This is a genomic window from Microvirga sp. GCM10011540, assembly GCF_042650665.1.
GTDB lineage: Bacteria > Pseudomonadota > Alphaproteobacteria > Rhizobiales > Beijerinckiaceae > Microvirga > Microvirga lenta.
The window spans coordinates 22,421-43,466 of sequence record NZ_JBHSBQ010000140.1; the positions used below are offsets into that span (position 1 = coordinate 22,421).

At 65.2% G+C, this 21,046-nt stretch carries 17 protein-coding genes; 6 read left to right on the top strand and 11 right to left on the bottom strand.

From position 1 onward, the window contains the following. Complete coding sequence (locus ACFOYU_RS22550; RefSeq protein ID WP_377035312.1) at positions 1-753, bottom strand: glycerophosphodiester phosphodiesterase family protein; 753 nt, start codon at positions 751-753, stop codon at positions 1-3. Next, positions 750-1,220 carry a RidA family protein gene (locus ACFOYU_RS22555; RefSeq protein ID WP_226741787.1) on the bottom strand — a complete coding sequence of 157 codons (471 nt, stop codon included), beginning with the start codon at positions 1,218-1,220 and terminating at the stop codon, positions 750-752. Before ACFOYU_RS22555 ends, ACFOYU_RS22550 begins: the two co-directional genes overlap by 4 nt. A 124-nt stretch (positions 1,221-1,344) precedes the next feature. Here ACFOYU_RS22555 and ACFOYU_RS22560 point away from each other — a divergent pair, with 124 nt between their 5' ends. Continuing rightward, the gene (locus ACFOYU_RS22560) at positions 1,345-2,184 is read left to right on the top strand and encodes a cell envelope integrity EipB family protein (RefSeq protein WP_226741788.1); all 840 of its coding nucleotides are present in this window, start codon (positions 1,345-1,347) and stop codon (positions 2,182-2,184) included. Here the strand turns inward: ACFOYU_RS22560 and ACFOYU_RS22565 are convergent. Next, the gene (locus ACFOYU_RS22565; protein ID WP_377035313.1) at positions 2,175-3,449 is read right to left on the bottom strand and encodes a DNA polymerase IV; all 1,275 of its coding nucleotides are present in this window, start codon (positions 3,447-3,449) and stop codon (positions 2,175-2,177) included. The genes ACFOYU_RS22560 and ACFOYU_RS22565 overlap by 10 nt on opposite strands. A 10-nt stretch (positions 3,450-3,459) precedes the next feature. Next, entirely contained in the window at positions 3,460-3,729 is a 270-nt protein-coding gene (locus tag ACFOYU_RS22570; protein WP_377035363.1) for a DUF3572 domain-containing protein, read from the bottom strand. 122 nt (positions 3,730-3,851) lie between these two features. On the opposite strand from ACFOYU_RS22570, the gene ACFOYU_RS22575 reads away from it, so the two are divergent. From ACFOYU_RS22575 to ACFOYU_RS22590, 4 genes are all read left to right on the top strand, one after another. Next, positions 3,852-4,235, top strand: coding sequence for a response regulator (locus ACFOYU_RS22575; protein ID WP_226741790.1), 384 nt, complete (start codon positions 3,852-3,854; stop codon positions 4,233-4,235). Further along, positions 4,232-5,140 (top strand): hypothetical protein, encoded by a 909-nt coding sequence (locus tag ACFOYU_RS22580; protein WP_377035314.1) that lies wholly within the window; start codon positions 4,232-4,234, stop codon positions 5,138-5,140. Before ACFOYU_RS22575 ends, ACFOYU_RS22580 begins: the two co-directional genes overlap by 4 nt. A gap of 695 nt (positions 5,141-5,835) precedes the next feature. Then, positions 5,836-8,526 carry a hypothetical protein gene (locus ACFOYU_RS22585; RefSeq protein WP_377035315.1) on the top strand — a complete coding sequence of 897 codons (2,691 nt, stop codon included), beginning with the start codon at positions 5,836-5,838 and terminating at the stop codon, positions 8,524-8,526. 374 nt (positions 8,527-8,900) lie between these two features. Then, positions 8,901-10,835 carry a hypothetical protein gene (locus ACFOYU_RS22590; RefSeq protein WP_377035316.1) on the top strand — a complete coding sequence of 645 codons (1,935 nt, stop codon included), beginning with the start codon at positions 8,901-8,903 and terminating at the stop codon, positions 10,833-10,835. Between the two features lie 284 nt (positions 10,836-11,119). Here ACFOYU_RS22590 and rpmG read toward each other — a convergent pair whose 3' ends face one another. The 5 genes from rpmG to parE all read right to left on the bottom strand — a co-directional run bounded on the left by rpmG (position 11,120) and on the right by parE (position 17,313). Then, positions 11,120-11,287, bottom strand: a complete 168-nt coding sequence (gene rpmG, locus ACFOYU_RS22595; RefSeq protein ID WP_091138407.1) for a 50S ribosomal protein L33 — start codon at positions 11,285-11,287, stop codon at positions 11,120-11,122. Between the two features lie 165 nt (positions 11,288-11,452). Continuing rightward, entirely contained in the window at positions 11,453-12,199 is a 747-nt protein-coding gene (locus ACFOYU_RS22600; protein ID WP_377035364.1) for an NUDIX hydrolase, read from the bottom strand. Further along, entirely contained in the window at positions 12,144-12,644 is a 501-nt protein-coding gene (locus ACFOYU_RS22605) for a DUF983 domain-containing protein (protein ID WP_226741817.1), read from the bottom strand. Before ACFOYU_RS22605 ends, ACFOYU_RS22600 begins: the two co-directional genes overlap by 56 nt. 9 nt (positions 12,645-12,653) lie before the next feature. Further along, positions 12,654-14,969: a ribonuclease R gene (gene rnr, locus ACFOYU_RS22610; protein WP_377035317.1), complete on the bottom strand. Its 2,316-nt coding sequence runs from the start codon at positions 14,967-14,969 to the stop codon at positions 12,654-12,656. A gap of 268 nt (positions 14,970-15,237) precedes the next feature. Further along, positions 15,238-17,313, bottom strand: a complete 2,076-nt coding sequence (gene parE / locus ACFOYU_RS22615) for a DNA topoisomerase IV subunit B (protein WP_226741819.1) — start codon at positions 17,311-17,313, stop codon at positions 15,238-15,240. A 241-nt stretch (positions 17,314-17,554) separates the two neighbouring features. On the opposite strand from parE, the gene ACFOYU_RS22620 reads away from it, so the two are divergent. Beyond that, a complete protein-coding gene (locus tag ACFOYU_RS22620) occupies positions 17,555-17,752 on the top strand; it encodes a hypothetical protein (RefSeq protein ID WP_377035318.1) in 198 nt (65 codons plus the stop codon). On the opposite strand, the gene ACFOYU_RS22625 is transcribed toward ACFOYU_RS22620, so the two are convergent. Further along, entirely contained in the window at positions 17,749-18,243 is a 495-nt protein-coding gene (locus ACFOYU_RS22625; RefSeq protein ID WP_377035319.1) for an MgtC/SapB family protein, read from the bottom strand. The genes ACFOYU_RS22620 and ACFOYU_RS22625 overlap by 4 nt on opposite strands. A gap of 5 nt (positions 18,244-18,248) precedes the next feature. Then, the gene (gene topA / locus ACFOYU_RS22630; protein WP_377035320.1) at positions 18,249-20,951 is read right to left on the bottom strand and encodes a type I DNA topoisomerase; all 2,703 of its coding nucleotides are present in this window, start codon (positions 20,949-20,951) and stop codon (positions 18,249-18,251) included. Positions 20,952-21,046: the final 95 nt, after the last annotated feature.

Consider the following 21,046-nt stretch of genomic DNA (forward strand, 5'->3'; position numbering starts at 1 on the left):
TCAGGGCAGGAAGCCTTCGAACACCATCTGGTCGGCGTACTTCTCGGCGCGGGCGCGCTCCTCGGGGGTGCGAACGGTCCACGTCATGACGGGCAGATTGCCCAGCACCTTGCAGAGATGGGGGCCGGCGGACGGCAGGTCGTGCACCTTCCAGGAGACGAATTGCGGCTGGGACTCGCTGAAATGCAGCAGGTTGGCCAGCCGGTGCTTCAATTCGGCGCTCATGAAGCTGTCGTTCTTCGAGGCGTAGTTCAGCTCGCCGATGATCCCGCGCGTGATCGACGGAGCGCTCGTGCGCAGGGTCGCGACGATATCGGGGTCGAACGACTTGATCACGAACGGACCGCTATAGCCGCTCAGGATCTCGCAGACCCGCTTGGTCAGGGTCATGTCGCCGTTGAACTTGCTCTTGATCTCGACGACGAGCGGGACGCGGCCGGCGACGGTGTCGAGGAACTGCTTCAGCGACGGGATCCTGTCGCCGCCCCTGGCGCCGGAAATCTCGATCTTCGTCAGGTCCGCGAGCCTACGCTCCGCGACCACGCCGGTATCGCCGGTGAGGCGGTCGAGCTCGAAGTCGTGGAACACGACGGCCTCGTTGTCGGCCGTGAGCTGCACGTCGAGTTCGATCGGGAAGCCGCGGGCGATGGCAGCCTCGGCGGCCGAGATCGTGTTCTCGATCACGCCGTTGGCTTTGTCGTGGAGGCCGCGATGGGCAATGGGCTTCGCGACGAGCCAGTCGGGGGTGCTCATCGGACTTCGAACATCCCTTCGACTTCCACGCAGGCATCGAGCGGGAGTTCCGCGACGCCGATGGTGGAGCGGGCATGGCGACCCGCATCGCCCAGCACCTCGACCATCAGGTCGGAGGCGCCGTTCATGACCGGGGCGAGGCCCGCGAAGGTGGGCACCGCATTGATGAAGCCGCCGAGGCGCACGCAACGAACGACCTTGTCCAGATCGCCGATAGCGGCTTTCAATTGGGCCAGGAGGTTGATGGCGCAGAGACGGGCGGCCTGTTGGCCGACATCGGGAGAAATCTCGCCCCCGAGCTTGCCCTTGTGCTCCTCGGCGAGCTTGCCGTCGAGGCCGAGGCAGAGCTGGCCCGAGATGACGATCAGGTTGCCCGTTCGCACGAACGGCACATAATTCGCCACGGGTGCTGCGGGTGTCGGGAGCGTGATGCCCAGATCCTGAAGTTTCTTGTCGACTGCGCTCATGATGAAGCCTCGGCTTGGTCTAATCCCGAAGACTAGTGGCGGATGAGCCAAGGAGACGCAAGGTGGAACGTTGCCCTGTCCGCAGGAGGATTCTATCTTCGTGAGTTGGGGGATCGGAGGTTTTATGCGTTCCTTGTTGATGGCAACGGGTCTTTCCATCGCCATGCTCGTCTCGGCCGCGGCCGAGACATCCAAGAATCCGGTGCAGCTCGTCCCGCACAGGGCGGTCTACGACCTGTCGCTTCTGCGCTCGGAGGGATCTCGCGGTGTCGAGGCCGCCCGAGGGCGCATCGCGATGGATTTCGGCGGCAATGCCTGTGAGGGATATACGCTGACCTACCGTCAGGTGACCGTCCTCGACAGCACGGAGTCGGGCTCGCGGACCGTGGACACGCGCACGGCGACCTATGAGGCCGGCGACGGCCTGTCCATGCGCTTCAAGTCCACCTCCACCATGCAGGGCCTGACCCGCGAGGGCGTCGACGGGGATGCGAAGCTCAGCCCCGACGGCACGCTGGATGTGCGCTTCAAGCAGCCGAAGGATGCCACTTTCGCGGCCGACGGCCAGCCGATCTTCCCGACGGAGCATCTCAAGCGGCTCATCGAGGCGGGCCGCGAGGGACGGAGGACCCTGGCGGTGCGGGTCTATGACGGTTCCGACGACGGCAAGAAGATCTACGACACCCTGGCGCTGATCGGGAACCGGATCGAGCCGGGCGCTGGAGCGGGTCTCGAAGAGGCGGTGCGCCAGGACGCCGTGGCAAGCTCGCCGCGATGGCCGGTCACCATCAGCTACTTCACGGACGGCACGGGCGACCAGACGCCCGTCTACACCATCTCGTTCGAGCTTTATGAGAACGGGATCAGCCGGGCGCTGAAGCTCGATTACGGCGACTTCGCCCTGAAGGGCGATCTCCAGAGCCTCCAGGTCCAGCCCACCGCGGCGCCGGCCTGTCAGCGCTGAGGCTTGCGGAAGGCGATGCCCTTCTGCAGGGCCGCGGCGCCGAATTTGTCGCGGATCCTGTCGATGGCCGCCTCCATGTGGGCCTGGCGCACCACGGTCTGATCCGCCAGGTCGCCCCGGTCCGCCTCCGCGCCGTCGCACAGATCCGCCGCGCCGATGCCGATGAGCCTGTAGGCGGTGCCGTCGCAGGCCGCCTTGAGAAGCTGGCGCGCCGGATCGAACAGGCGGGCCGCGAGTTGGGTCGCCGGCAGGCCCGAGCGGGTTCGGGTCAGGAGGCGGAAATCCTTGTCCTTGAGCTTCAGGGTCACGCTCTGGCCCGCAAGCCCGGCGGCCTTGAGACGCTTCGAGACCTTTTCGGCCAGTCGCCACAGGACCGGTTCCAGATCCTCGAACGAGCGCAGATCGACATCGAAGGTGGTTTCCGCCGAGATGCTCTTGGTCTCCCGCTCCGGCGTGACGGAGCGGCTGTCCTCGCCCCAGGCGAGCCGCGACAGCCGCTGCGAGTCGCGGCCCAGCGCCTCGAACAAGGTCTTGAGCGGAACGTCGCGCAGATGGGCGATGAGGGTCACGCCCGCTTTCGACAGGCGGCTCTGGGCGGACGCACCGATGCCGGGGATGATCGAAACCGGCTTGTCCGCCAGGAAATCCGCCGCCTCCGCCCGGCCGATCACCGAGAAGCCGCGCGGCTTCTGCAGGTCCGAGGCGATCTTGGCCAGGAACTTGTTGTAGGACAGGCCGACCGAGATGCTGATGCCGATCTCGTTCTCCACCCGGTGGGCGAAGCGCGCCAGGGTGAGGGCGGGGCTGCCGTGATGCAGGCGCTCCGTTCCCGACAGGTCCAGGAACGCCTCGTCGATGGAGACAGGCTCCACGAGGGGGGTCAGCTCCAGCATGAGGCGCCGCACCTCGCGCCCGGCGACCCGGTACTTGTCGATGTTCGGCTTGATGACGACCGCGTGGGGGCAGGCCTTGAGGGCCTGGAACATGGGCATGGCGGAGCGGACGCCATAGGTTCGCGCCACGTAGCAGGCCGTGGCCACCACCCCGCGCTTGCCCCCGCCGATGATGACCGGCTTGTCCGCCAGGCTCGGGTCGTCCCGCTTCTCCACCGCCGCGAAGAAGGCGTCGCAATCCACATGGGCAATGGAGAGCAGGTCCCGCTCCGGATGCCGCAGCAGGCGCGGGGAGCCGCAGGCCTTGCATCGCTGCGCCAGCGACGATCCGGCGAAGGTCAGGCAGTCCCGGCAGAAGGGGGCGTCGCTCATGGCGGGGGAGCTATTCGAACTCGGAGGGGGAGAGGGTCCAGTGGGCCTGCATGACCTGCTCCGGCTTGATCTTCTGTTCCTCCGCGAAGCCGACGAGCAGGGCCTCGTCCGAGGCGATGTAGTCCAGAATGCCGGCGAAGAACCCCGCCGATTCGGCCGCGATGCGGATCGTGTCCACTCTCAGGCCCGAGACGGCCAGGAAACGGTTCAGCCGGTCTTCATCATTGGTGATATAGGAGAAGGCGCTTAACGCGACACGTTCGGCCTCATCGACGCTCATTTTCTTCAAGGGCATCTTCCTGCGAGGGATTTGCAATTCATCAATAGGTTCGAATGTAGCCTTATCATCGGACGAACAAGCGGGCCGGTGAAGTCGGATTTTGGGCCCCTGGGACAGCGGCAATGAAGAAGACGGTGCTCATCGTTGAGGACAACGAACTCAACATGAAGCTCTTCAACGATCTCCTCGAGGCTCACGGCTATGCGACCCTGAAGACGGGCCATGGCATCGAGGCGATGGAGCTCGCCCGCGCTCACAAACCCGACCTGATCCTCATGGACATCCAGCTCCCGGAGGTATCGGGGCTCGAGGTGACCCGTTGGCTCAAGGCGGACGACGACCTCAAGTCCATCCCGGTCATCGCGATCACCGCCTTCGCCATGAAGGGCGACGAGGAGCGGATCCGGGAAGGGGGCTGCGAGGCCTATCTGTCCAAGCCCATCTCGGTCGCCAAGTTCATCGCCACCGTCAAGACCTATCTCGACGCCGACACCCCCCGCTCATGACGGCCCGGGTTCTGATCGTCGGCACCGTCTTTGTCAGAACGCAGGCCCTTCAGAAAACCCTTCTTGGCGCAGGCTTCGATGCGGTGATCGCCACGAACAGGCGCGACGGCCTCGCTCTCTGCCGCAGGGGCATGGCGGACGTGGTGCTCCTCGATGCGGTCCAGCCGGGTCTCGACGCATTCGCCTTCTGCCGGAAGCTCAAGGGGGAGGGCACGCTTCGGCACCTTCCCTTGGGGCTGGCGATGCGGGACGGCGAACCGCGGCTCCGGCTCCAGGCGCTCGAGACCCAGGTCGACGAATGCTTCCCGGTCTCCATGCCCGACCGGCTCTTTCTCCTGCGGATGCACAGCCTTGCCGAGCTGTCCGAGCGAACCGGAAACCTGCGCCGGATGGCGGTTATCGGCGGGCAGGACGTTCCGCCCGCTGCAGCGGGCCGCGCGCGCATCCTCGTTCTCGATCCCGAGGTCCGGTCCCGGCAGCGATTGGAGGAGATCCTGGCGCCGGAATTCCCTGTGACGACGGCCTCCCATGCGGAGGAGGCCCTCGCAGCGGTGACGAGGGAGGCCTTCGGCGTGATCGCCTGCGACTTCACGGCGCTCCGGGAGGAAGGGTTGGCCGCGGCTCTCCTGCGCCAGCATCTGCGTCTCGGCGGCATGGCGGGAGCATTCGGACTGATCGGCCTGGGCGACGATGCCGGAGCGGTCTACGCAGAAGCTCCGGAGGGCGCGCTCCACGACGTCCTTCTGCGCCCCCTCGACCGGTGCGAAACCCTGCTCCGTGTTCGGCTGGGCTCCCGGAAGCACATTTTGGGAACGTCGCTGAAGGCACTCGCAGCAAGACTGGAATCCTGCCCCCGGCTGGCTTGGTCCGGAGTTCCCTTGCCACCAAATCACCTCGCTGCTTGAGCCGCAGCGTGAGCAATCCGACTCTTGTTGTTGACAGAGCAGGGTTTTGGCGTTTCCTTTGGATAAAGGACATTTGAACGAAGGGGCGCTTGCGCCGCCCGATGTTTCCTATATGTTCGGATTGAATTCTCCGCATGAGCGGAGCCGTAATGCCTCACGGATGCTCAGGTCCGCCGCATCTCCTGGGAATTCGTAGGCTCGGCCAGCCCGGGGGCGGATCGTTGCCTCCTCAACAGAGCCGTCCCCGGCTGGCCACCTCTCCCCCTTGAAGACAGCCTCGTCTTTTCGCTCGGCAGTGTTCCGCCCGCTGTAACCCAGCGGCTCGTGCCTCCATGCCGCAAGGGACATATCCTTCCGGCTATGGGAACAATTCCGAGGATGGCGTTGAGCATCGGTAATCCCGATGCAGTACGGCCAAGCTTATGCTCCTTTGTTCTGCAGCGTTTTTGTAAATTCGAATGGGCTCAAGTATCGCTCCACGGGAGGCGAGAACAGCGGACCGCGCAGCAGAGGCAGATAATCAATAATACTGAATTCTTATCTGCGAGCCGCGAAGAGTGCTCAGCAAATAGCCGAATTCATCCCTTTGGGTCTTTTGAATACTCCCCTTACGGGTATTGGACGAGGTGCCTTCGCGTCCTTTCTCCCGCTCCGAATGAGCCGCGGTGGGACAGCAAACGAATGAGAGGCATCACATGGCCACCGTTGTTTTGACCGTTGAACAATATCTTGCAGCTACCGAACCTTTCCTGGCGGAAGACGACGTCATCCTTACGGATACGGGCGCGAACATCGCGGCGCTCTCTCCTGAACAGCTCCTGGCGCTCCGCAATTTCAATGTCGATACGATCGACGCGACCGACGAGGCGCTGGTCCTGTCCATCGACCAGTTCGTTTCGCTGGGGCCGGTTGCGCTGACCGACGCAGATACGGTGACGGTTCGCGATACGGCGGCGGTCCTTCAGAGCGGCTCACCCGACGACGTTGCCGCCCTTTCCGCCGCCAATGTGGACATCCTCGACGCCTCGGACGGTGCGCTCACATTCTCCCTGGATCAGTTCGCCGCCCTGGGAGACGTCGTCTTCTCGGAGGAGGATGTCGTCACGATCCAAGGCTCGAGTGACGCTTTCGCAGGGGGCACTCCCGAGCAGGTCGCGGGATTGGAGGCCAAGAACGTCGACGTCGTCGATGCCACCGACGATGTTCTCATCTACTCCCTGGCGCAGTTCAACGCCCTAGGCGTCGTGAGCGTTACGGCCGCCGACACGGTCGTCGTGACCGGTACCGGTGCTGAACTGGGAGCCCTGACGGCAGACCAGATCGCAGCCCTTGCTGCGGACGGCGTCGACATCCTTGATGCTTCCGACAACGCCGTGACGTTGGCAGGCGTGCAGGCAGCGGCGTTGCTCGGCACAAACATCGCCTTCGGCGCCGATGACGCCGTGACGGTGTCGGATACAGGCGCGGCTCTCAGCGCTTTGTCGCCGGAACAGATCGCTGCGCTGACGGCGAAGGGTGTCGATGCCTTCGATGCGACCGATGATGCCGTGACCCTGTCCGTAGCGCAGTTCGCGGCTTTCGGTGGTGGGCTCTCCAACACTGACGCGGTGACAATCTTCGACACGAGCACCAATATCGCCGCCCTGACGGCCGAGCAGATCGCTACGTTCGTTGCCCAAGGAGTGGTCAGCTTCGATGCGACCGATGATGCTGTCACTTTATCGCTGGCGCAGTTTGCAGCTTTCGGAGGCACGCTCTCCAACACTGACGCGGTGACCATCTCCGATACGAGCGCCAATATCGCCGCCCTGACGCCCGCGCAGATCTCAGCCCTCACGGCTCAGGGAGTGGTGGCATTCGACACGAGCGACAATGCGGTGAGCCTGTCTCTCGCGCAGCTCGCCGCCTTCGGTGGTCGGCTCTCCAACACTGACGCGGTGACCATCTCCGACACGAGCACGAACATCGCCGCCCTGACGGCCGCGCAGATTGCGGCGCTCACCGGTCAGGGCGTCGTCCGCATCGACGCCACGGACGACGTGCTGAACCTGTCGCGCGACCAGCTCAACGCGCTCGGCTCCATCGCGCTGACGCAGGGCGATGTGGTGTCGGTCTCCGACACGGGCGCGGCCATCGCTTCGCTCACCCAGGCGGAACTTGCGGCATTCGCTGCGGCAGGCGTCGATGCTCTCGACGCCACCGACAACGTCGTCACCGTCTCGGTCGGGCAAGCCCTCCTTGTCTCAGGTTCGGCACTGAGTTTTGCAGCCAATGATGTCGTGACGGTGTCCGATACGGGAGCGGCACTCTCGGCACTCTCGGCGGCGGAGATCGTGGCTCTTGGAGCCGACGGGGTCGACGTGATCGACGCGAGTGACGGTGCCGTGTCCCTGACGGCGGATCAGGCTGCGGCGCTCGCCGATAGCGGAATCTCGCTTGCTGCCGGGGACGACGTAGCCCTTGCGGATACGGGAGCCGCACTCGGCGGGTTGTCGGCTGCGGAGCTCGCCGCCCTGAACGGCAGAGGCATCGACCGCATCGACGCAAGCGACGACGTTCTCGCCCTGTCCCTGGCGCAGCTCAATGCGTTGGGCTCGGTCGGCCTGACTGCGGGCGACACGATCACGTTGAGGGACAGCGGCGGAGCCTTGTCGTCCCTCTCGCCGGACCAGATCGGAGCCTTGGCGCCCCGCGGCATCGATGCTCTCGATGCGACGGACAACTTCGCCAGTCTGTCCCTCGCCCAGTACTCGGCTCTCGGCTCGCTCCAGTTCGCGGCCGAGGATACCCTGAAGATCACCGGAACCTCCGGCTCGGATCGGATCGTCGGCCGCTCGTCCAACGACATCATCGACGGTGGCAGGGGCCACGATCGTCTCTACGGCGGCGATGGGGCCGACTTCCTCAACGGAAGTTCCGGAAACGACCGTCTCTATGGTGGTGACGGCGCCGATTTCCTGAAAGGCGGCTCCGGAAACGACCGCCTCTACGGCCAGGACGGCAACGACTGGCTCTACGGCGGCAGCGGCAACGACATCATGAGCGGCGGAAAGGGCAGGGACACCTTCGTGTTCGATGCCAAGCCGCACAAGAGAATGAACCTCGACAAGATCACCGACTTCAACGTGAAGTACGACACGATCTATCTCGACAACAAGGTCTTCAAGAAGCTCGGAAAGGGCAGCGAGTTCAAGCCGGGCAAGCTGAAGAGCTCGTATTTCGAGCGGGACAGCAGTGCCGACGACCGCAACGACTACCTGATCTACAACAAGAAGAACGGCGTGCTCTACTACGATGCCGACGGCTCGGGTTCCGGGCGGGCGGTCGAGATCGCCAGGCTCGACAAGAACCTCAAGCTGACGAACAAGGACTTCTTCATCGTCTGACGTGGTGAAGCACGCCCGAGCCCTGCCCCTCCTCGGCACCAGCCGGGGAGGGGTTTTCTCTGAGGAAGACATGCCTGCCATGGCACTGCCTGAGACGCGGAGGCCGATTCGTCAGATCGAGTGGGAGAATTCGTATCCGAATCGACGAATTGCCAATAGTTTCTGCAAGGTTGTCTGACCAATTCGCTCAAAATCATCACGGCTGATCCAGTGATATTTCTGAGGTAAATGCCTGATATTACAAATTATTGCCCTGGCATGCTGCCGGTACTCTCTTTTTAGAGAGTAGACCTCTTTCCCTCGCCCCTGGATTACTCCCCGAAAGATGCCGCTCAGGCACGGGTTTAAACCGGGAAATCGAAAGGTGAGCCGCCATGGCCGATGTCTACGTGACCATTCAGGAAGCCCTCCGCGGGCGCTTCAACGACGGCGATACCGTCATCGTCATCGACACGGTGACGAACTTCAATGCTCTCACGGTCGGAGAAATCGAGTCCCTGAGCGATTACAGGGTCGATCACCTGCAGGTCGTTTCCGATGAGACCGGCAACGTTTCCCATTGGACGGTGAACCAGGCCAAGGCTCTCCTGGGCACGGTAATTACTTTCACGTCCGGTTCGAGGGTTTTCATCTCGGATGAGGGTGAGAACATTGCCGGTCTCTCTGCGGAGCAAATCACGCTCCTGGGACGGAACGGCAAGAACATTCGGTACCTGGATGCGGTCGACGACGAGATCACGCTTTCCGCCGCGCAGATCCTGGCAACGCAGGGCCTCAACGAAACGCTGGACGGGATTTCCGAGGATGATGCCGTCACCCTGCGCGATACCGGCCGCAACATCACGGAGCTTGACGACGCTCAGCTCAGCGCCCTCGACGGCAAAGGGGTCGTGGCCATCGATGTCATCGGCGATGCCATCGGTTTGACGCTGGCGCAGGTGAACAGCATCGACGAAGCGGTGGCATTCGCCGCGGCCGACGAGGTTTCCATCTCCGGAACGGCTGCGGAGCTTGCGGGGATCTCCTCCACGATGCTCCAGAACTATGCGTCGCGGGGCATCGACCGGCTGCACGCGACAGATGCCGTCAATCTCACCGCCTCGCAGGCCGCGACCCTAGTGAGTGGGGGAATGGGCTACACGGCGGGCAGCAACGTCACCGTATCCGGATCCATTGGGGACTTCACGGCGGCTCAGATTGCGGCCCTCGGCGCCAAGGGCGTCGACATGTTCGATGCAGCGGCTCCGGTGGTGCTGAATGCAGGCAAGGCCGCGGCTCTGGCCGGAACGGCCACCGTCCTTGCCGCCGACGACAATGTCACCGTGCGTGATACGGGCGCCAATCTCGCGAGCCTGAGCGGTGCTCAGATCGCGGCGCTGAAGGCGAAGGGCGTCGATGGTTTCGAGGCGAGCGACAATGCCGTGACCCTGTCGGTCTCGCAGATTGAGGCCCTGGGCGGGGCGCTCTCCCAAGGAGGAAGCACCGTCGCGGTCGCCGATACGGGCGCCGCCATCGCCGCGCTGACCCCGGCCCAGATCGGAGCGCTGGCCGCGCAGGGTGTCGGCACGGTGGATGCCACCGACAATTCCCTCGCCCTGTCCCTCGCACAGTTCGGCGCCCTCGGAACGGTGACTCTGTCGGCGGCCGATTCCCTGGTCCTCGCGGATGCAGGCGCGCAGATCCGCGGCCTCACCCCTGCGCAGATCGCCGAACTCGCGGCCAAGGGCGTCGATGCTCTCGACGCCAGCGACAATGCGATCACACTCTCCATCGCCCAGTTCGCGGCAATGGGAGCGTTGCAGTTCGCGGCGGGCGACCGGATCAAGGTCAACGGCACCTCCAAGGGCGACAAGATCACGGGCCGCGCCTCGGACGAAGTCCTCGTCGGCCTTTCCGGCAACGACCGCCTGAAGGGCTCCGCAGGCGACGATCTGATCTGGGGCGGCAAGGGCAAGGACATGCTCTACGGCGGCACGGGCCGGGACGTGTTCGTGTTCGACACCAAGGCACGCAAGAAGGATGCCGACCGGATCAAGGACTTCAAGGTCAAGGACGATACGATCTTCCTCGACAACAAGATCCTCAAGAAGCTCGGTAAGAAGGGCAGTCTGGACAAGCCGGCCAAGCTGAAGAAGACGTTCTTCGAGATCGGCCGCGAGGCAGACGACCGCAACGACTACGTTCTCTTCGATCCGAGGAGCGGCAAGCTGTCCATCGACGTGGACGGCTCGGGCTCGAAGGAGGCCGTGGAGATCGCCATCCTGAGAAAGCGATTGAAGCTGCGCGCGGACGACTTCGAGATCATCTGACGGATTGCGGCGGCGCTATGAAACCCCTCCTCGGCATCAGCCGGGGAGGGGCTTTTGCTTTAGAGGGGGGGAACTCCGTGCTGGAATGCCCTCGAGGAAGAGGGAGGCGTCGGCGCGGCTGCCCCCGTCATCTGATACAGCCTCCGCGCTCGGTCTCTCGTCGCGCAACCCGCGGCATTCTTGCGGAATGGCTGGCGCCGACGAAAGGCGAGCAGGGGAGTCCAAAAGAAAAACCGCCCCCCGAAGGGAGCGGCTTATGTTCTCTGCAACGTGAAGCGAAGCCGTTACTTGATCTTGGCTTCCTTGAACTCGACGTGCTTCTTGGCGACCGGGTCGTACTTCTTGAACGACATCTTGTCGGTCATCGTGCGGGAGTTCTTCTTCGTCACGTAGAAATAGCCCGTGTCGGCGGTGGAGACGAGCTTCACTTTGATGGTTGCGGCTTTGGCCATGGTCGGACCTCTTGGTTCGGCGCTCGGCGTGGCCGAAACGCAAAGGCCGGGCGAACCCGGCCGAGAAAATCGTGGCTTCCCATGCCCGATTTAGGCCGCTCCGTCAAGACTTTCCCTCGGCGAGAAAGGCCGGACGGAGAGGATGGGCGGCCAAAAGCCCGGGTTTTACAGCAATTCCCGCACGAAACGGCCGCGCTTCTGGTAGAAGAAGGGCACCGGCAGTTCATGGCCGAATCCGGCGGCGATCCGCGATTCCAGCTCCGAGAGGAGCACGGCGGTGATCGGCGGCAGGTCCAGGGCCCGCGCCTTCTCGATGGTGACCCAGGTCAGCTCCACGAGTTCCGAATCGGGGCCGACGGCGCCTTCGATCTCTTCCGCGATGGCGGTCCGGTCCACGGCGAAGAAGCGGGTGTCGAACCGCTTCACGCGCTTGGGCGGCGTGATGGCGCGGCCGATGAAGTGCAGGGCCTCGAGATCCGGGAAGATCCCCCGCTCCTTGAAGGTGGCCCAGGGCGTGCCTTCCGGCACCCTGTCAGGGCTGCCGTAATCCTTGGTGCCGAGAAGCAGGCCGGTCTCTTCGAAGGTCTCGCGGATGGCGGCCAGCGCCAGGGCGCGGCTGCGCTGGGCGGAGGGGCGGGTCACCCGCGCCATGAGGGCATGCTCGGCCCGCGGGTGAAGGGCGCCCGCGACCGCCATGGAACGGTCGCCCGCCTCGATCCGTCCTCCGGGGAAGACGAACTTGCCGGGCATGAACTTGTGTCCCGCATGGCGCTTGCCCATGAGCACCTTGGGGGTGCGTCCCTTGCGGTCGATGATGATGAGGGTGGCGGCGTCGGCAGGGCGGAGCGCCGGGGCCTTAGGATCGCGCGTCGCGGACGCGAAGCGTTCCATCTGTTCCAGCTGCGCCTGCATCTCCGTCACGTGTCCGCTCCCCGTCCTGTTCTCCGCTCCCGGCGCGGGCCGCGCCGAAGCCATGCATACCTAGCGCGTATTGCAGGCCCACGACAGCGCCTTTCACCGGTTGGAGAAGCGCAAGGCACAGGACGAGCGTGAGGGCGGGCCAGAGCGCCAGATGGAGCCACATGGGAACCTCCATCCTGGTCTCGGTCATGAGGATGCCGTAGCCGATCAGGTGGCCCACCACGAACATGACGATGTAGGGCGGGAAGTCGTCCGCCCGGTGGTGGTGAAACTCGGTCCCGCAGGCATCGCACTGGTCCGCCACCTTGAGGAAGCGGCCGAAGAGGCGGCCCCGGTTGCAGGCCGGGCAGCGGCCCATGAAGCCGCGCCTCATGGCGGTGAAGACCGGAACCGCAGCCGGATCGCGTGGCGTCGCGGTTTCGATGGAATAGGGCATCGTCGTTCCTTATCGGGCGCGGCTCGACCGCTTCACCTTCACGCGGGTCGCCGTGCGCCGGCTGTCCTTGGCGGCCTTCGGGCCGCCGCGCATGCGCTTGGCCCCCTTCTTGGCTCCGGAGGGCCTGCCGCTGTAGCGTCCCTTGGAGAGCAGCACGAAGCGGAGCGCGCCGGCGACGGGAGCCGCCTCGACCAGCTTGACCTCGACCTTGTCGCCGAGGCGGTAGGTCTCTCCCGTGCGCTCGCCGCGCATGGAATGGGTCCGCTCGTCGAAGGCGTAGTAGTCCTCGCCGATGGTGGCCGCCGGCACGAAACCGTCCGCGCCCGTATCCTCGAGCTTGATGAAGAGCCCGGCCTTGGTGACGCCGGAGATCTGCCCGTTGAATGTGGCCCCGATCCGGTCGGCCAGGAAGTGCGCGATGAGGCGGTCGATTGTCTCACGCTCCGCCGCCATGGCGCGCCGCTCGGCCGCCGAGATGCGGGCGCTGACTTCGATCAGCTCCGCCCGGGTCGTGTCGGGCCTCAGCCCGTCCTTGCCGAGCTTGAGCGCACTGATGAGGGCGCGGTGCACGATAAGGTCGGCATAGCGGCGGATGGGCGAGGTGAAATGGGCGTAGCGCCTGAGGTTCAGGCCGAAATGGCCGTAGTTTTCCGCCGAGTACTCCGCCTGCGATTGGGAGCGCAGAACCACCTCGTTGATGAAGAGCTGGTGCTCCGAACCTTCGACGCTGCGCAGGATGCGGTTGAACAGCTCGGGCTTCAGGGCGCCTTGCGTCGGAAGCTTGAGTCCGATGGAGGCCAGCACCTCGCTCAAGGACCGCATCTTCTCCAGGGACGGCTCGTCATGGACCCGGTAGATCAGGTCGCTGTCGGCCTTTTCCAGGGTTTCCGCCGCGGCCACGTTGGCGAGGATCATGAACTCCTCGATGAGCTTGTGCGCCTCCAGCCGCTCGGGCACGAAGACCCGGTCCACTGTGCCGTCGGGCTTGAGCACGATCTTGCGCTCGGGCAGGTCGAGGAACAGCGGCTCGCGGATGTCGCGCGCCTTCTTCACGGCCTCGTAGGCAGCCCAGAGGGGCTTGAGAATGGAATCGAGGATCGGGCCGGAGGTCTCGTCCGGGCGGCCGTCGATGGCGGCCTGCGCCTGCTGGTAGGAGAGCTTGGCGGCCGAGCGCATCATCACCCGGTGGAAGCTGTGGCTCTTCTTGCGTCCGTCGGGGCCGATCACCATCCGCACGGCCAGGGCGGGGCGGTCCTCCTGGGGGCGCAGGGAACAGAGATCGTTGGAGATCCGCTCCGGCAGCATCGGCACGACCCGGTCGGGGAAGTAGACCGAGTTGCCCCGTTCCTGCGCCTCGCGGTCGAGGGCCGAGCCCGGCCGCACATAGGCCGCCACGTCGGCGATCGCCACCGTGACCACGAATCCGCCTTCGTTGCCGGTGTCCGGATCCGGCACCGCATGGACCGCGTCGTCGTGGTCCTTGGCGTCGGCGGGGTCGATGGTGATGAGCGGAAGCTTCCGCCAGTCCTCGCGGCCGTCAAGCGTCGCGTGCTGGGCCTTCTCGGCCTCTTCCAGGACATCCTTGGGAAACACGTTCGGGATGTTGTGGGCATAGATCGCGATGAGGCTGATCGCCTTCTCGGACTTCACGGAGCCGAGGCGCTCCTGCACCTTGGCATGGGGCAGGCCGTAGCGCCCGTGCTTGACGATGCTGGTCGCCACCAGGTCGCCGTCCTGCGCCCCGCCCTCGTCGCCCGGGTTGATCTGAAGTTCCTGCTCGCGGGCCTTCTTGTCCACCGGCACGAGCCGTCCGCCGCCCTCGGGCAGGGCCCGGAAGATGCCGAGCACCTGGGCCTGCTTCTTGGCGATGATCTTGGTGACGCGGCCCGCATAGCGATGGATGTCGCCCTCCTTCAGAGGGTCGACGCGCAGGAGGGCCCGATCGCCGACACCGGCGACAGGCATGCCCGGGCGCGGTTTGCGGGGAGGGGTGATGATGATCGTCGGGATATCCCCGTGCTCCTCGGCATCCCACTCGGTCGGCACCGCGATGAGCTCGCCGTCCCGGTCCCGCTTGGTGATGTCGGCCAGGACCACCGGAGGGAGCTGCCCCGCCCTGTGGACTACCTTCCGGCGGCGGTCGACGACGCCCTCGATCTCCAGGTCCTTCAGCATCTGCTTGAGCCAGATCCGGTCGCCGCCCTTGATGTTGAAGGCCTTGGCGATGTCGCGCTTGGCCAGCTTGCCGGTCGCGCTGGAAATGAAGGCGACGAGATCCTCCCGCGAGGGGAGCGTGGAGACGGAGTCTTTGGTGCGTTTCGCCAAGGGTCAAACTCGATCAGATTGTGATGTCTTGTCGCATGGGGACAGGGCCGCCGCTAGGGGGACTGCCCCGAAGACGACGCATGAGCCGGGGCAATGGATCCATTCGGGCCCGCTTTCAGGCTCGAGACAAAAAAAAGACCCCGAAATCGGAGTCTTTTAAGGGACCGGCCCGTGGGGGCAGAATGAGCCGGTGATGCCTGTTAACGAGGAACTTCAAAGAAGGTTCCGGCGGTTTCGAAATTTTTTCGAAAAAATTTCGGACACCCCGTCAGATGTCCAGGTCTGCCTCGTCGGCGAAGGCGGCGCGTTCCTGGATGAAGGTGAAGCGGGCTTCGGGCTTGTTGCCCATCAGGCGCTCCACTGTGTCGCCGGTCTCGGGCCGCTCGTCGCTTTCCACCACCACCTTCAGAAGCAGGCGCTTCCTCGGATCCATGGTGGTTTCCTTCAACTGGGCCGGCAGCATCTCGCCCAGGCCCTTGAAGCGGCCGATCTCGACCTTGCCGTTGCCCTTGAAGACCGTCTTCATCAGGCGGTCCCGGTCGGCATCGTCCCGTGCATAGGCCGATTTCGTGCCCTGGGTCAGCCGGTAGAGAGGCGGAACGGCGAGGTAGAGGTGCCCGGCGTCGATGAGCCGGGGCATCTGCCGGTAGAAGAAGGTGATCAGCAGGGACGCGATATGGGCGCCGTCCACGTCAGCATCGGTCATGATGATGACCTTGTCGTAGCGCAGGTCCGCATCCCGGTACTGGGAGCCCATGCCGCAGCCGAGCGCCTGGACGAGGTCCGAGAGCTGCTGGTTCTGGTGCAGCTTGTCCCGCCCCGCCGAGGCCACGTTCAGGATCTTGCCGCGCAGGGGCAGAACGGCCTGGGTGGCGCGGTCGCGGGCCTGCTTGGCCGAGCCGCCGGCCGAGTCGCCCTCGACGATGAACAGCTCGGAGCCGGCCATGCCCGCGTTGGTGCAGTCCGCCAGCTTGCCCGGCAGGCGCAGCTTGCGGGTCGCGGTCTTGCGGGCGACCTCCTTCTCCTGGCGGCGGCGCAGGCGCTCCTCGGCCCGGTCGATCACCCAGTCGAGCAGCTTGTTGGCCTGCTGCGGCGAGGCGGCGAGCCAGTGGTCGAAGGTGTCGCGGATCGCGGCCTCGACGATGCGCCCGGCCTCCAGCGTCGCCAGCTTGTCCTTGGTCTGGCCCTGGAATTCCGGCTCGCGGATGAAGACCGACAGCATGGACGCGCAGGTCGCCATCACGTCGTCGGTGGTCACTGCCGCCATGCGCTTCTGCTGGTTCACGCGCTCGGCATGGTCGCGCAATCCGCGCAGGAGGGCGATGCGCAGGCCGTTCTCGTGCGTGCCGCCCTCAGGGGTCGGAATCGTGTTGCAGTAGGAGGAGGAGAACCCGTCCTCGTTCGCCATCCAGGCGACCGCCCATTCCAGGGAGCCGTGGCCGCCGGGCTTGGCGATCTTTCCGGAGAAGACCTGGTCGGTGACCAGTTCCTTGCCCTCGATGTCCCGGGCCAGATAGTCCTTCAGGCCGTTCGGGAACTTGAAGGTGGCTTCCGCAGGAACGTTCTCGACGCCCTCCAGCAGCGAGGGCGCGCATTTCCAGCGGATCTCGACGCCGCCGAACAGATAGGCCTTCGAGCGCGCCATCTTGAACAGGCGGCGCGGCTGGAAATGGGCGTCCTTGCCGAAGATCTGGTGGTCGGGCTTGAAGCGGACCTTGGTGCCGCGCCGGTTGAGAACCCGGCCCACGGTTTCCAGCTTCGTCTGGGGGACGCCGCGGGCGAAGACCTGGCGGTAGAGGGTCTGGCCGCGCGCCACCTCGACCTCGAGGGTTTCGGACAGGGCGTTGACCACCGACACGCCGACGCCGTGCAGGCCGCCGGAGGTCTCGTAGACCTTCGAATCGAACTTACCGCCCGCGTGGAGCGTGGTCATGATGACTTCGAGCGCCGACTTCTTCGGGAATTTCGGGTGCGGATCGACCGGGATGCCGCGGCCGTTGTCCATGACCGAGAGCCAGCCGTCCTCCTCCAGCTCCACCTCGATGAAGGTCGCGTGACCCGCCACCGCCTCGTCCATGGAGTTGTCGATCACCTCGGCGAAGAGGTGGTGGAGGGCCTTCTCGTCCGTGCCGCCGATATACATGCCCGGACGGCGCCGGACGGGCTCCAGCCCCTCCAGCACCTCGATGGCCGAAGCGTCGTAGCCGCTTTCGCCGGGCGTGCCCTGCGGCGGCGGCGGTGCAGTGCGGGACACTTTCGCGGCGGCGTTCCTGGCCGAGGCCGGCACCGCCCGCTTCGCGGACGCAGCCCCGCTGCCCCCAAAGAGATCGTCGTTATCGGTCATTGGGACCTTGGTTCGTGATGATTCGGTTTTCTTTACACCATATCTCATTCACAAATTCATACGTGAACAAAACGGAAACATAAAGGCTCTCGTTGGCCCGCAAGCCATAAAAGGTGGGGATGGGAAAAAGGGTCGCAACGGCTCAGCTTGCCCCTAAAGAATGTCTTACGTTCGTCACGAGGAACTGTTTAGTTAGTGTTCACGTTGGGAGGTTAGGCTAACCCGAGCTTAACGGAGAGCGATGGTGACGACGCGGACGACCCTGGGAACGGCACAGCAGCTTCACCTGAACCGCGCCGCGCGTACGGCCGGGGAAGCCTTCGCCTTCGAGGAACCCGAGACCCTCCGGGCCGCCCCGGCGGGCCGAAGCTACGGGACGAACCTGCTGTGGCTGGCCATGGCGCTGATCGCCGTTCTGGCCCTCTGGCTCAGCTTCTAGTCCTCGGCACTTTCATGCCGCCCGCCGAAGAGGCTGTTGAGCCACCTTTCCGCGGGCTTTCCGAACACCAGGAGCGAGAGCGCGAGCCCGTTTCCGACGATGGTGATGAACCAAGCTCCCACGCCGGCCGTCACCCCTAGGGCCGCCGCCATCCAGACCGTCGAGGCCGTGGTCAGGCCCTGAACGTCGGATCCGTCCTGCCGGCGGATGATCACGCCCGCGCCGAGAAAGCCGATTCCCGTCAGGATGCCCTGGATGACGCGGCTGACCGCGTCCTCCTCGAAATGAACGTGCCCGTAGGACGAGCCTGCCATGACGGCGAGGGCCGAGCTGAGCGAAACCAACCCCAGCGTCCGCATGCCGATGGGCTTGCCGTAGAGGTCCCGGTTCAGGCCGATGGCCATGCCAGAGACCATCGCCACGAAGAGGCGGAGCAGCATCTCGAAAGACTCTCTGTGCTCCGCATGGAACGCGAAAAACCACTCGGTCATCGCATTCAGCCGGATTGAGCAGCCTTCGAGGCGGCCTTCTTGGTCGCGGTCTTCTTGGCAGGGGCTTTCTTGGCGGCCGGCTTCTTGGCTGCCGTCTTCGTGGCGGCCTTTGCGGGAGCTTTCTTGGCAGCCGCCTTCTTGGCCGGAGCCTTGCGGCCGCGAGCGGACTTCTTGCTTCCGCCCATGGCGCGGCGGGCGTTGAGAAGGCCGACCGCCTCGTCGAGGGTCACCGCTTCCGCCGAGGTGGTCTTCGGCAGGGTCGCGTTGGTCTCGCCGTCCGTGACGTAGGGCCCGAAGCGGCCTGCCTTCACCACGATGGGCTTGCCCGATTCCGGATCCTCGCCGAGCGGACGGCCCGGATCGGCCGCGCCGCGGCGGAAGCCGCCGGCGCCGCTTTCCTTGGCGACGATCAGGTCGATGGCCCGGTTGCCGCCGATCTCCAGCACGTCGTCGTCCTTGCCGAGATTGGCATAGGTCTTGCCGTGCTGAACGTAGGGTCCGTAGCGGCCGATGCTGACGAGAATCGGTTCGCCCGTCTCGGGGTGCGTCGCCACCTGGCGCGGGAGCGCCAGGAGCTTGAGCGCCTTTTCCAGATCGACCAGGGCAGGGGACATGCCTTTCGGCAGGGAGGAGCGCTTGGGCTTCTCGCCCTCGCCGAGCTGCACGAAGGGTCCGAACCGGCCGTCCCGGAGCGTGACCTGCTGGCCGGTCTCGGGATCGTCTCCGAGCACCTTCACGCCCGGCGTGCCGCCGTTCTCCGAGGAGCCTTCGCCGTCGCCGTCGACGCCCGAGGCGGCGAGCTGGCGGGTGTACTTGCATTCCGGATAGTTCGAGCAGCCGATGAAGGCGCCGAACTTGCCGAGCTTGAGCGAGAGCTGGCCCGTGCCGCAGGTCGGGCAGGTGCGCGGGTTCGATCCGTCGCCCCTGTCGGGGAAGATGTGCGGGCCGAGCAGCTCGTTGAGCGCGTCCAGGACCTCGGTGGTGCGAAGCTCCTTGGTCTCGCCGATGGCGGCCGAGAAGTCGCGCCAGAAGTCGCGCAGCACCTGCTTCCAGTCGATCTCGTGGTTGGAGATCCGGTCCAGCTGCTCTTCGAGGTCGGCGGTGAAGTCGTATTCCACGTAGCGGCGGAAGAAGCTCTCCAGGAACGCGATGACGATCCGGCCCTTGTCCTCGGGCACGAGGCGCTTCTTCTCGATGCGGACGTATTCGCGGTCGCGCAGGGTCTGGAGCACGGCGGCATAGGTCGAGGGGCGGCCGATGCCGAGCTCTTCCATGCGCTTGACGAGGCTTGCCTCGGAATAGCGCGGCGGCGGCTCGGTGAAGTGCTGGTTGGCGGCGATGCGGCGCCGCTCCAGCGGGTCGCCAGCCTTCATCGGCGGCAGGCGGCCTTCGTCCTCGTCCGGATCGTCGTCCTTGCTCTCGTTGTAGAGGGTCAGGAAGCCGTCGAACTTCACCACCTGGCCGGTGGCGCGCAGGTCGAGCTTGCGGGGGCCGACCGCCGCCGCGATATCGGCGGTGGTGCGCTCCAGCTGCGCCGATTCCATCTGGCTGGCGACGGTGCGGATCCAGATCAGCTCGTAGAGACGGGCCTGTTCCGGCTCCAGATACTTCGCCACGTGTTTCGGCAGGCGGCTCATGTCCGTCGGGCGGATGGCCTCGTGGGCCTCCTGGGCGTTCTTGGCCTTGGTGGTGTATTTTCGCGGCACGTCCGGCACGTAGCGGTCGCCGTATTCCTTGCCGATGACCCGGCGGGCGGCCTGCACCGCCTCGGACGCCATGTCGACGCCGTCGGTACGCATGTAGGTGATGAGGCCCACGGTCTCGCCGCCGATATCGATGCCCTCGTAGAGCCGCTGCGCGATGCGCATGGTCTGGGCCGGAGCAAGGCCCAGCTTGCGCGAGGCCTCCTGCTGCAGGGTCGAGGTGGTGAAGGGCGGGTAGGGATGGCGCTTGGCGGGCTTGGCCTCGACGTTCGAGACCGTGAAGGTCGCAAGCTCCAGGTCCTTCTTGAAGGCTTCCGCCTCCGCGCCCGTGCCGATGTCCAGCCGGGTGATCTTCTTGCCGTCCGCACCCACGAGGCGGGCGTCGAACACGCCGCCGTCCCTGGTGGCGAGGGTGGCGATCAGCGACCAGTATTCCTGGGTCTTGAAGGTCTCGATCTCGAGTTCGCGATCGCAGACGAGGCGAAGCGCCACCGACTGCACGCGTCCGGCCGAGCGGGCTCCCGGAAGCTTGCGCCACAGCACCGGCGAAAGGGTGAAGCCGACGAGATAGTCGAGCGCGCGGCGGGCCATGTAGGCATCGACCAGCGCCTGGTCGATCTCGCGGGGCTGGCGCAGCGCCGTCTGCACCGCGTCCTTGGTGATCGCATTGAAGGTCACGCGCTCGATGGGCATGTCCTTCAGGGCGCGCTTCTCGCGCAGCGCCTCGACCACGTGCCAGGAAATCGCCTCGCCCTCGCGGTCCGGGTCGGTGGCGAGGATCAGCTTCTCGGCTCCCTTGAGCGCCCTGGCGATCTCGGCCACGCGCTTCGAGCCCCGGTCCTCCAGGGTCCAGATCATGCGGAAGTCGGCATCCGGGTCGACCGAGCCATCCTTGGCGGGCAGGTCGCGGATATGCCCGAAGGACGCCAGGACCTCGTAGTCCTTGCCCAGGTATTTGTTGATCGTCTTGGCCTTGGCAGGCGACTCGACGACGAGGACTTTCATGGACGACTTCCTACGGTGACGGGGAGCGGACGCCCGGTGTCGTGACGAAACAGCGGCCGTCGGAGACCGGCAGCCGTGGGGCGGGATAAGTGATC

Bases quoted from the DNA above. Each gene is read 5' to 3' on its own strand.
- ACFOYU_RS22550 (WP_377035312.1), bottom strand. From the start codon at position 753: ATGAGCACCCCCGACTGGCTCGTCGCGAAGCCCATTGCCCATCGCGGC.
- ACFOYU_RS22555 (WP_226741787.1), bottom strand. From the start codon at position 1,220: ATGAGCGCAGTCGACAAGAAACTTCAGGATCTGGGCATCACGCTCCCG.
- ACFOYU_RS22560 (WP_226741788.1), top strand. From the start codon at position 1,345: ATGCGTTCCTTGTTGATGGCAACGGGTCTTTCCATCGCCATGCTCGTC.
- ACFOYU_RS22565 (WP_377035313.1), bottom strand. From the start codon at position 3,449: ATGAGCGACGCCCCCTTCTGCCGGGACTGCCTGACCTTCGCCGGATCG.
- ACFOYU_RS22570 (WP_377035363.1), bottom strand. From the start codon at position 3,729: ATGAGCGTCGATGAGGCCGAACGTGTCGCGTTAAGCGCCTTCTCCTAT.
- ACFOYU_RS22575 (WP_226741790.1), top strand. From the start codon at position 3,852: ATGAAGAAGACGGTGCTCATCGTTGAGGACAACGAACTCAACATGAAG.
- ACFOYU_RS22580 (WP_377035314.1), top strand. From the start codon at position 4,232: ATGACGGCCCGGGTTCTGATCGTCGGCACCGTCTTTGTCAGAACGCAG.
- ACFOYU_RS22585 (WP_377035315.1), top strand. From the start codon at position 5,836: ATGGCCACCGTTGTTTTGACCGTTGAACAATATCTTGCAGCTACCGAA.
- ACFOYU_RS22590 (WP_377035316.1), top strand. From the start codon at position 8,901: ATGGCCGATGTCTACGTGACCATTCAGGAAGCCCTCCGCGGGCGCTTC.
- rpmG (WP_091138407.1), bottom strand. From the start codon at position 11,287: ATGGCCAAAGCCGCAACCATCAAAGTGAAGCTCGTCTCCACCGCCGAC.
- ACFOYU_RS22600 (WP_377035364.1), bottom strand. From the start codon at position 12,199: ATGCAGGCGCAGCTGGAACAGATGGAACGCTTCGCGTCCGCGACGCGC.
- ACFOYU_RS22605 (WP_226741817.1), bottom strand. From the start codon at position 12,644: ATGCCCTATTCCATCGAAACCGCGACGCCACGCGATCCGGCTGCGGTT.
- parE (WP_226741819.1), bottom strand. From the start codon at position 17,313: ATGACCGATAACGACGATCTCTTTGGGGGCAGCGGGGCTGCGTCCGCG.
- ACFOYU_RS22620 (WP_377035318.1), top strand. From the start codon at position 17,555: ATGGTGACGACGCGGACGACCCTGGGAACGGCACAGCAGCTTCACCTG.
- ACFOYU_RS22625 (WP_377035319.1), bottom strand. From the start codon at position 18,243: ATGACCGAGTGGTTTTTCGCGTTCCATGCGGAGCACAGAGAGTCTTTC.
- topA (WP_377035320.1), bottom strand. From the start codon at position 20,951: ATGAAAGTCCTCGTCGTCGAGTCGCCTGCCAAGGCCAAGACGATCAAC.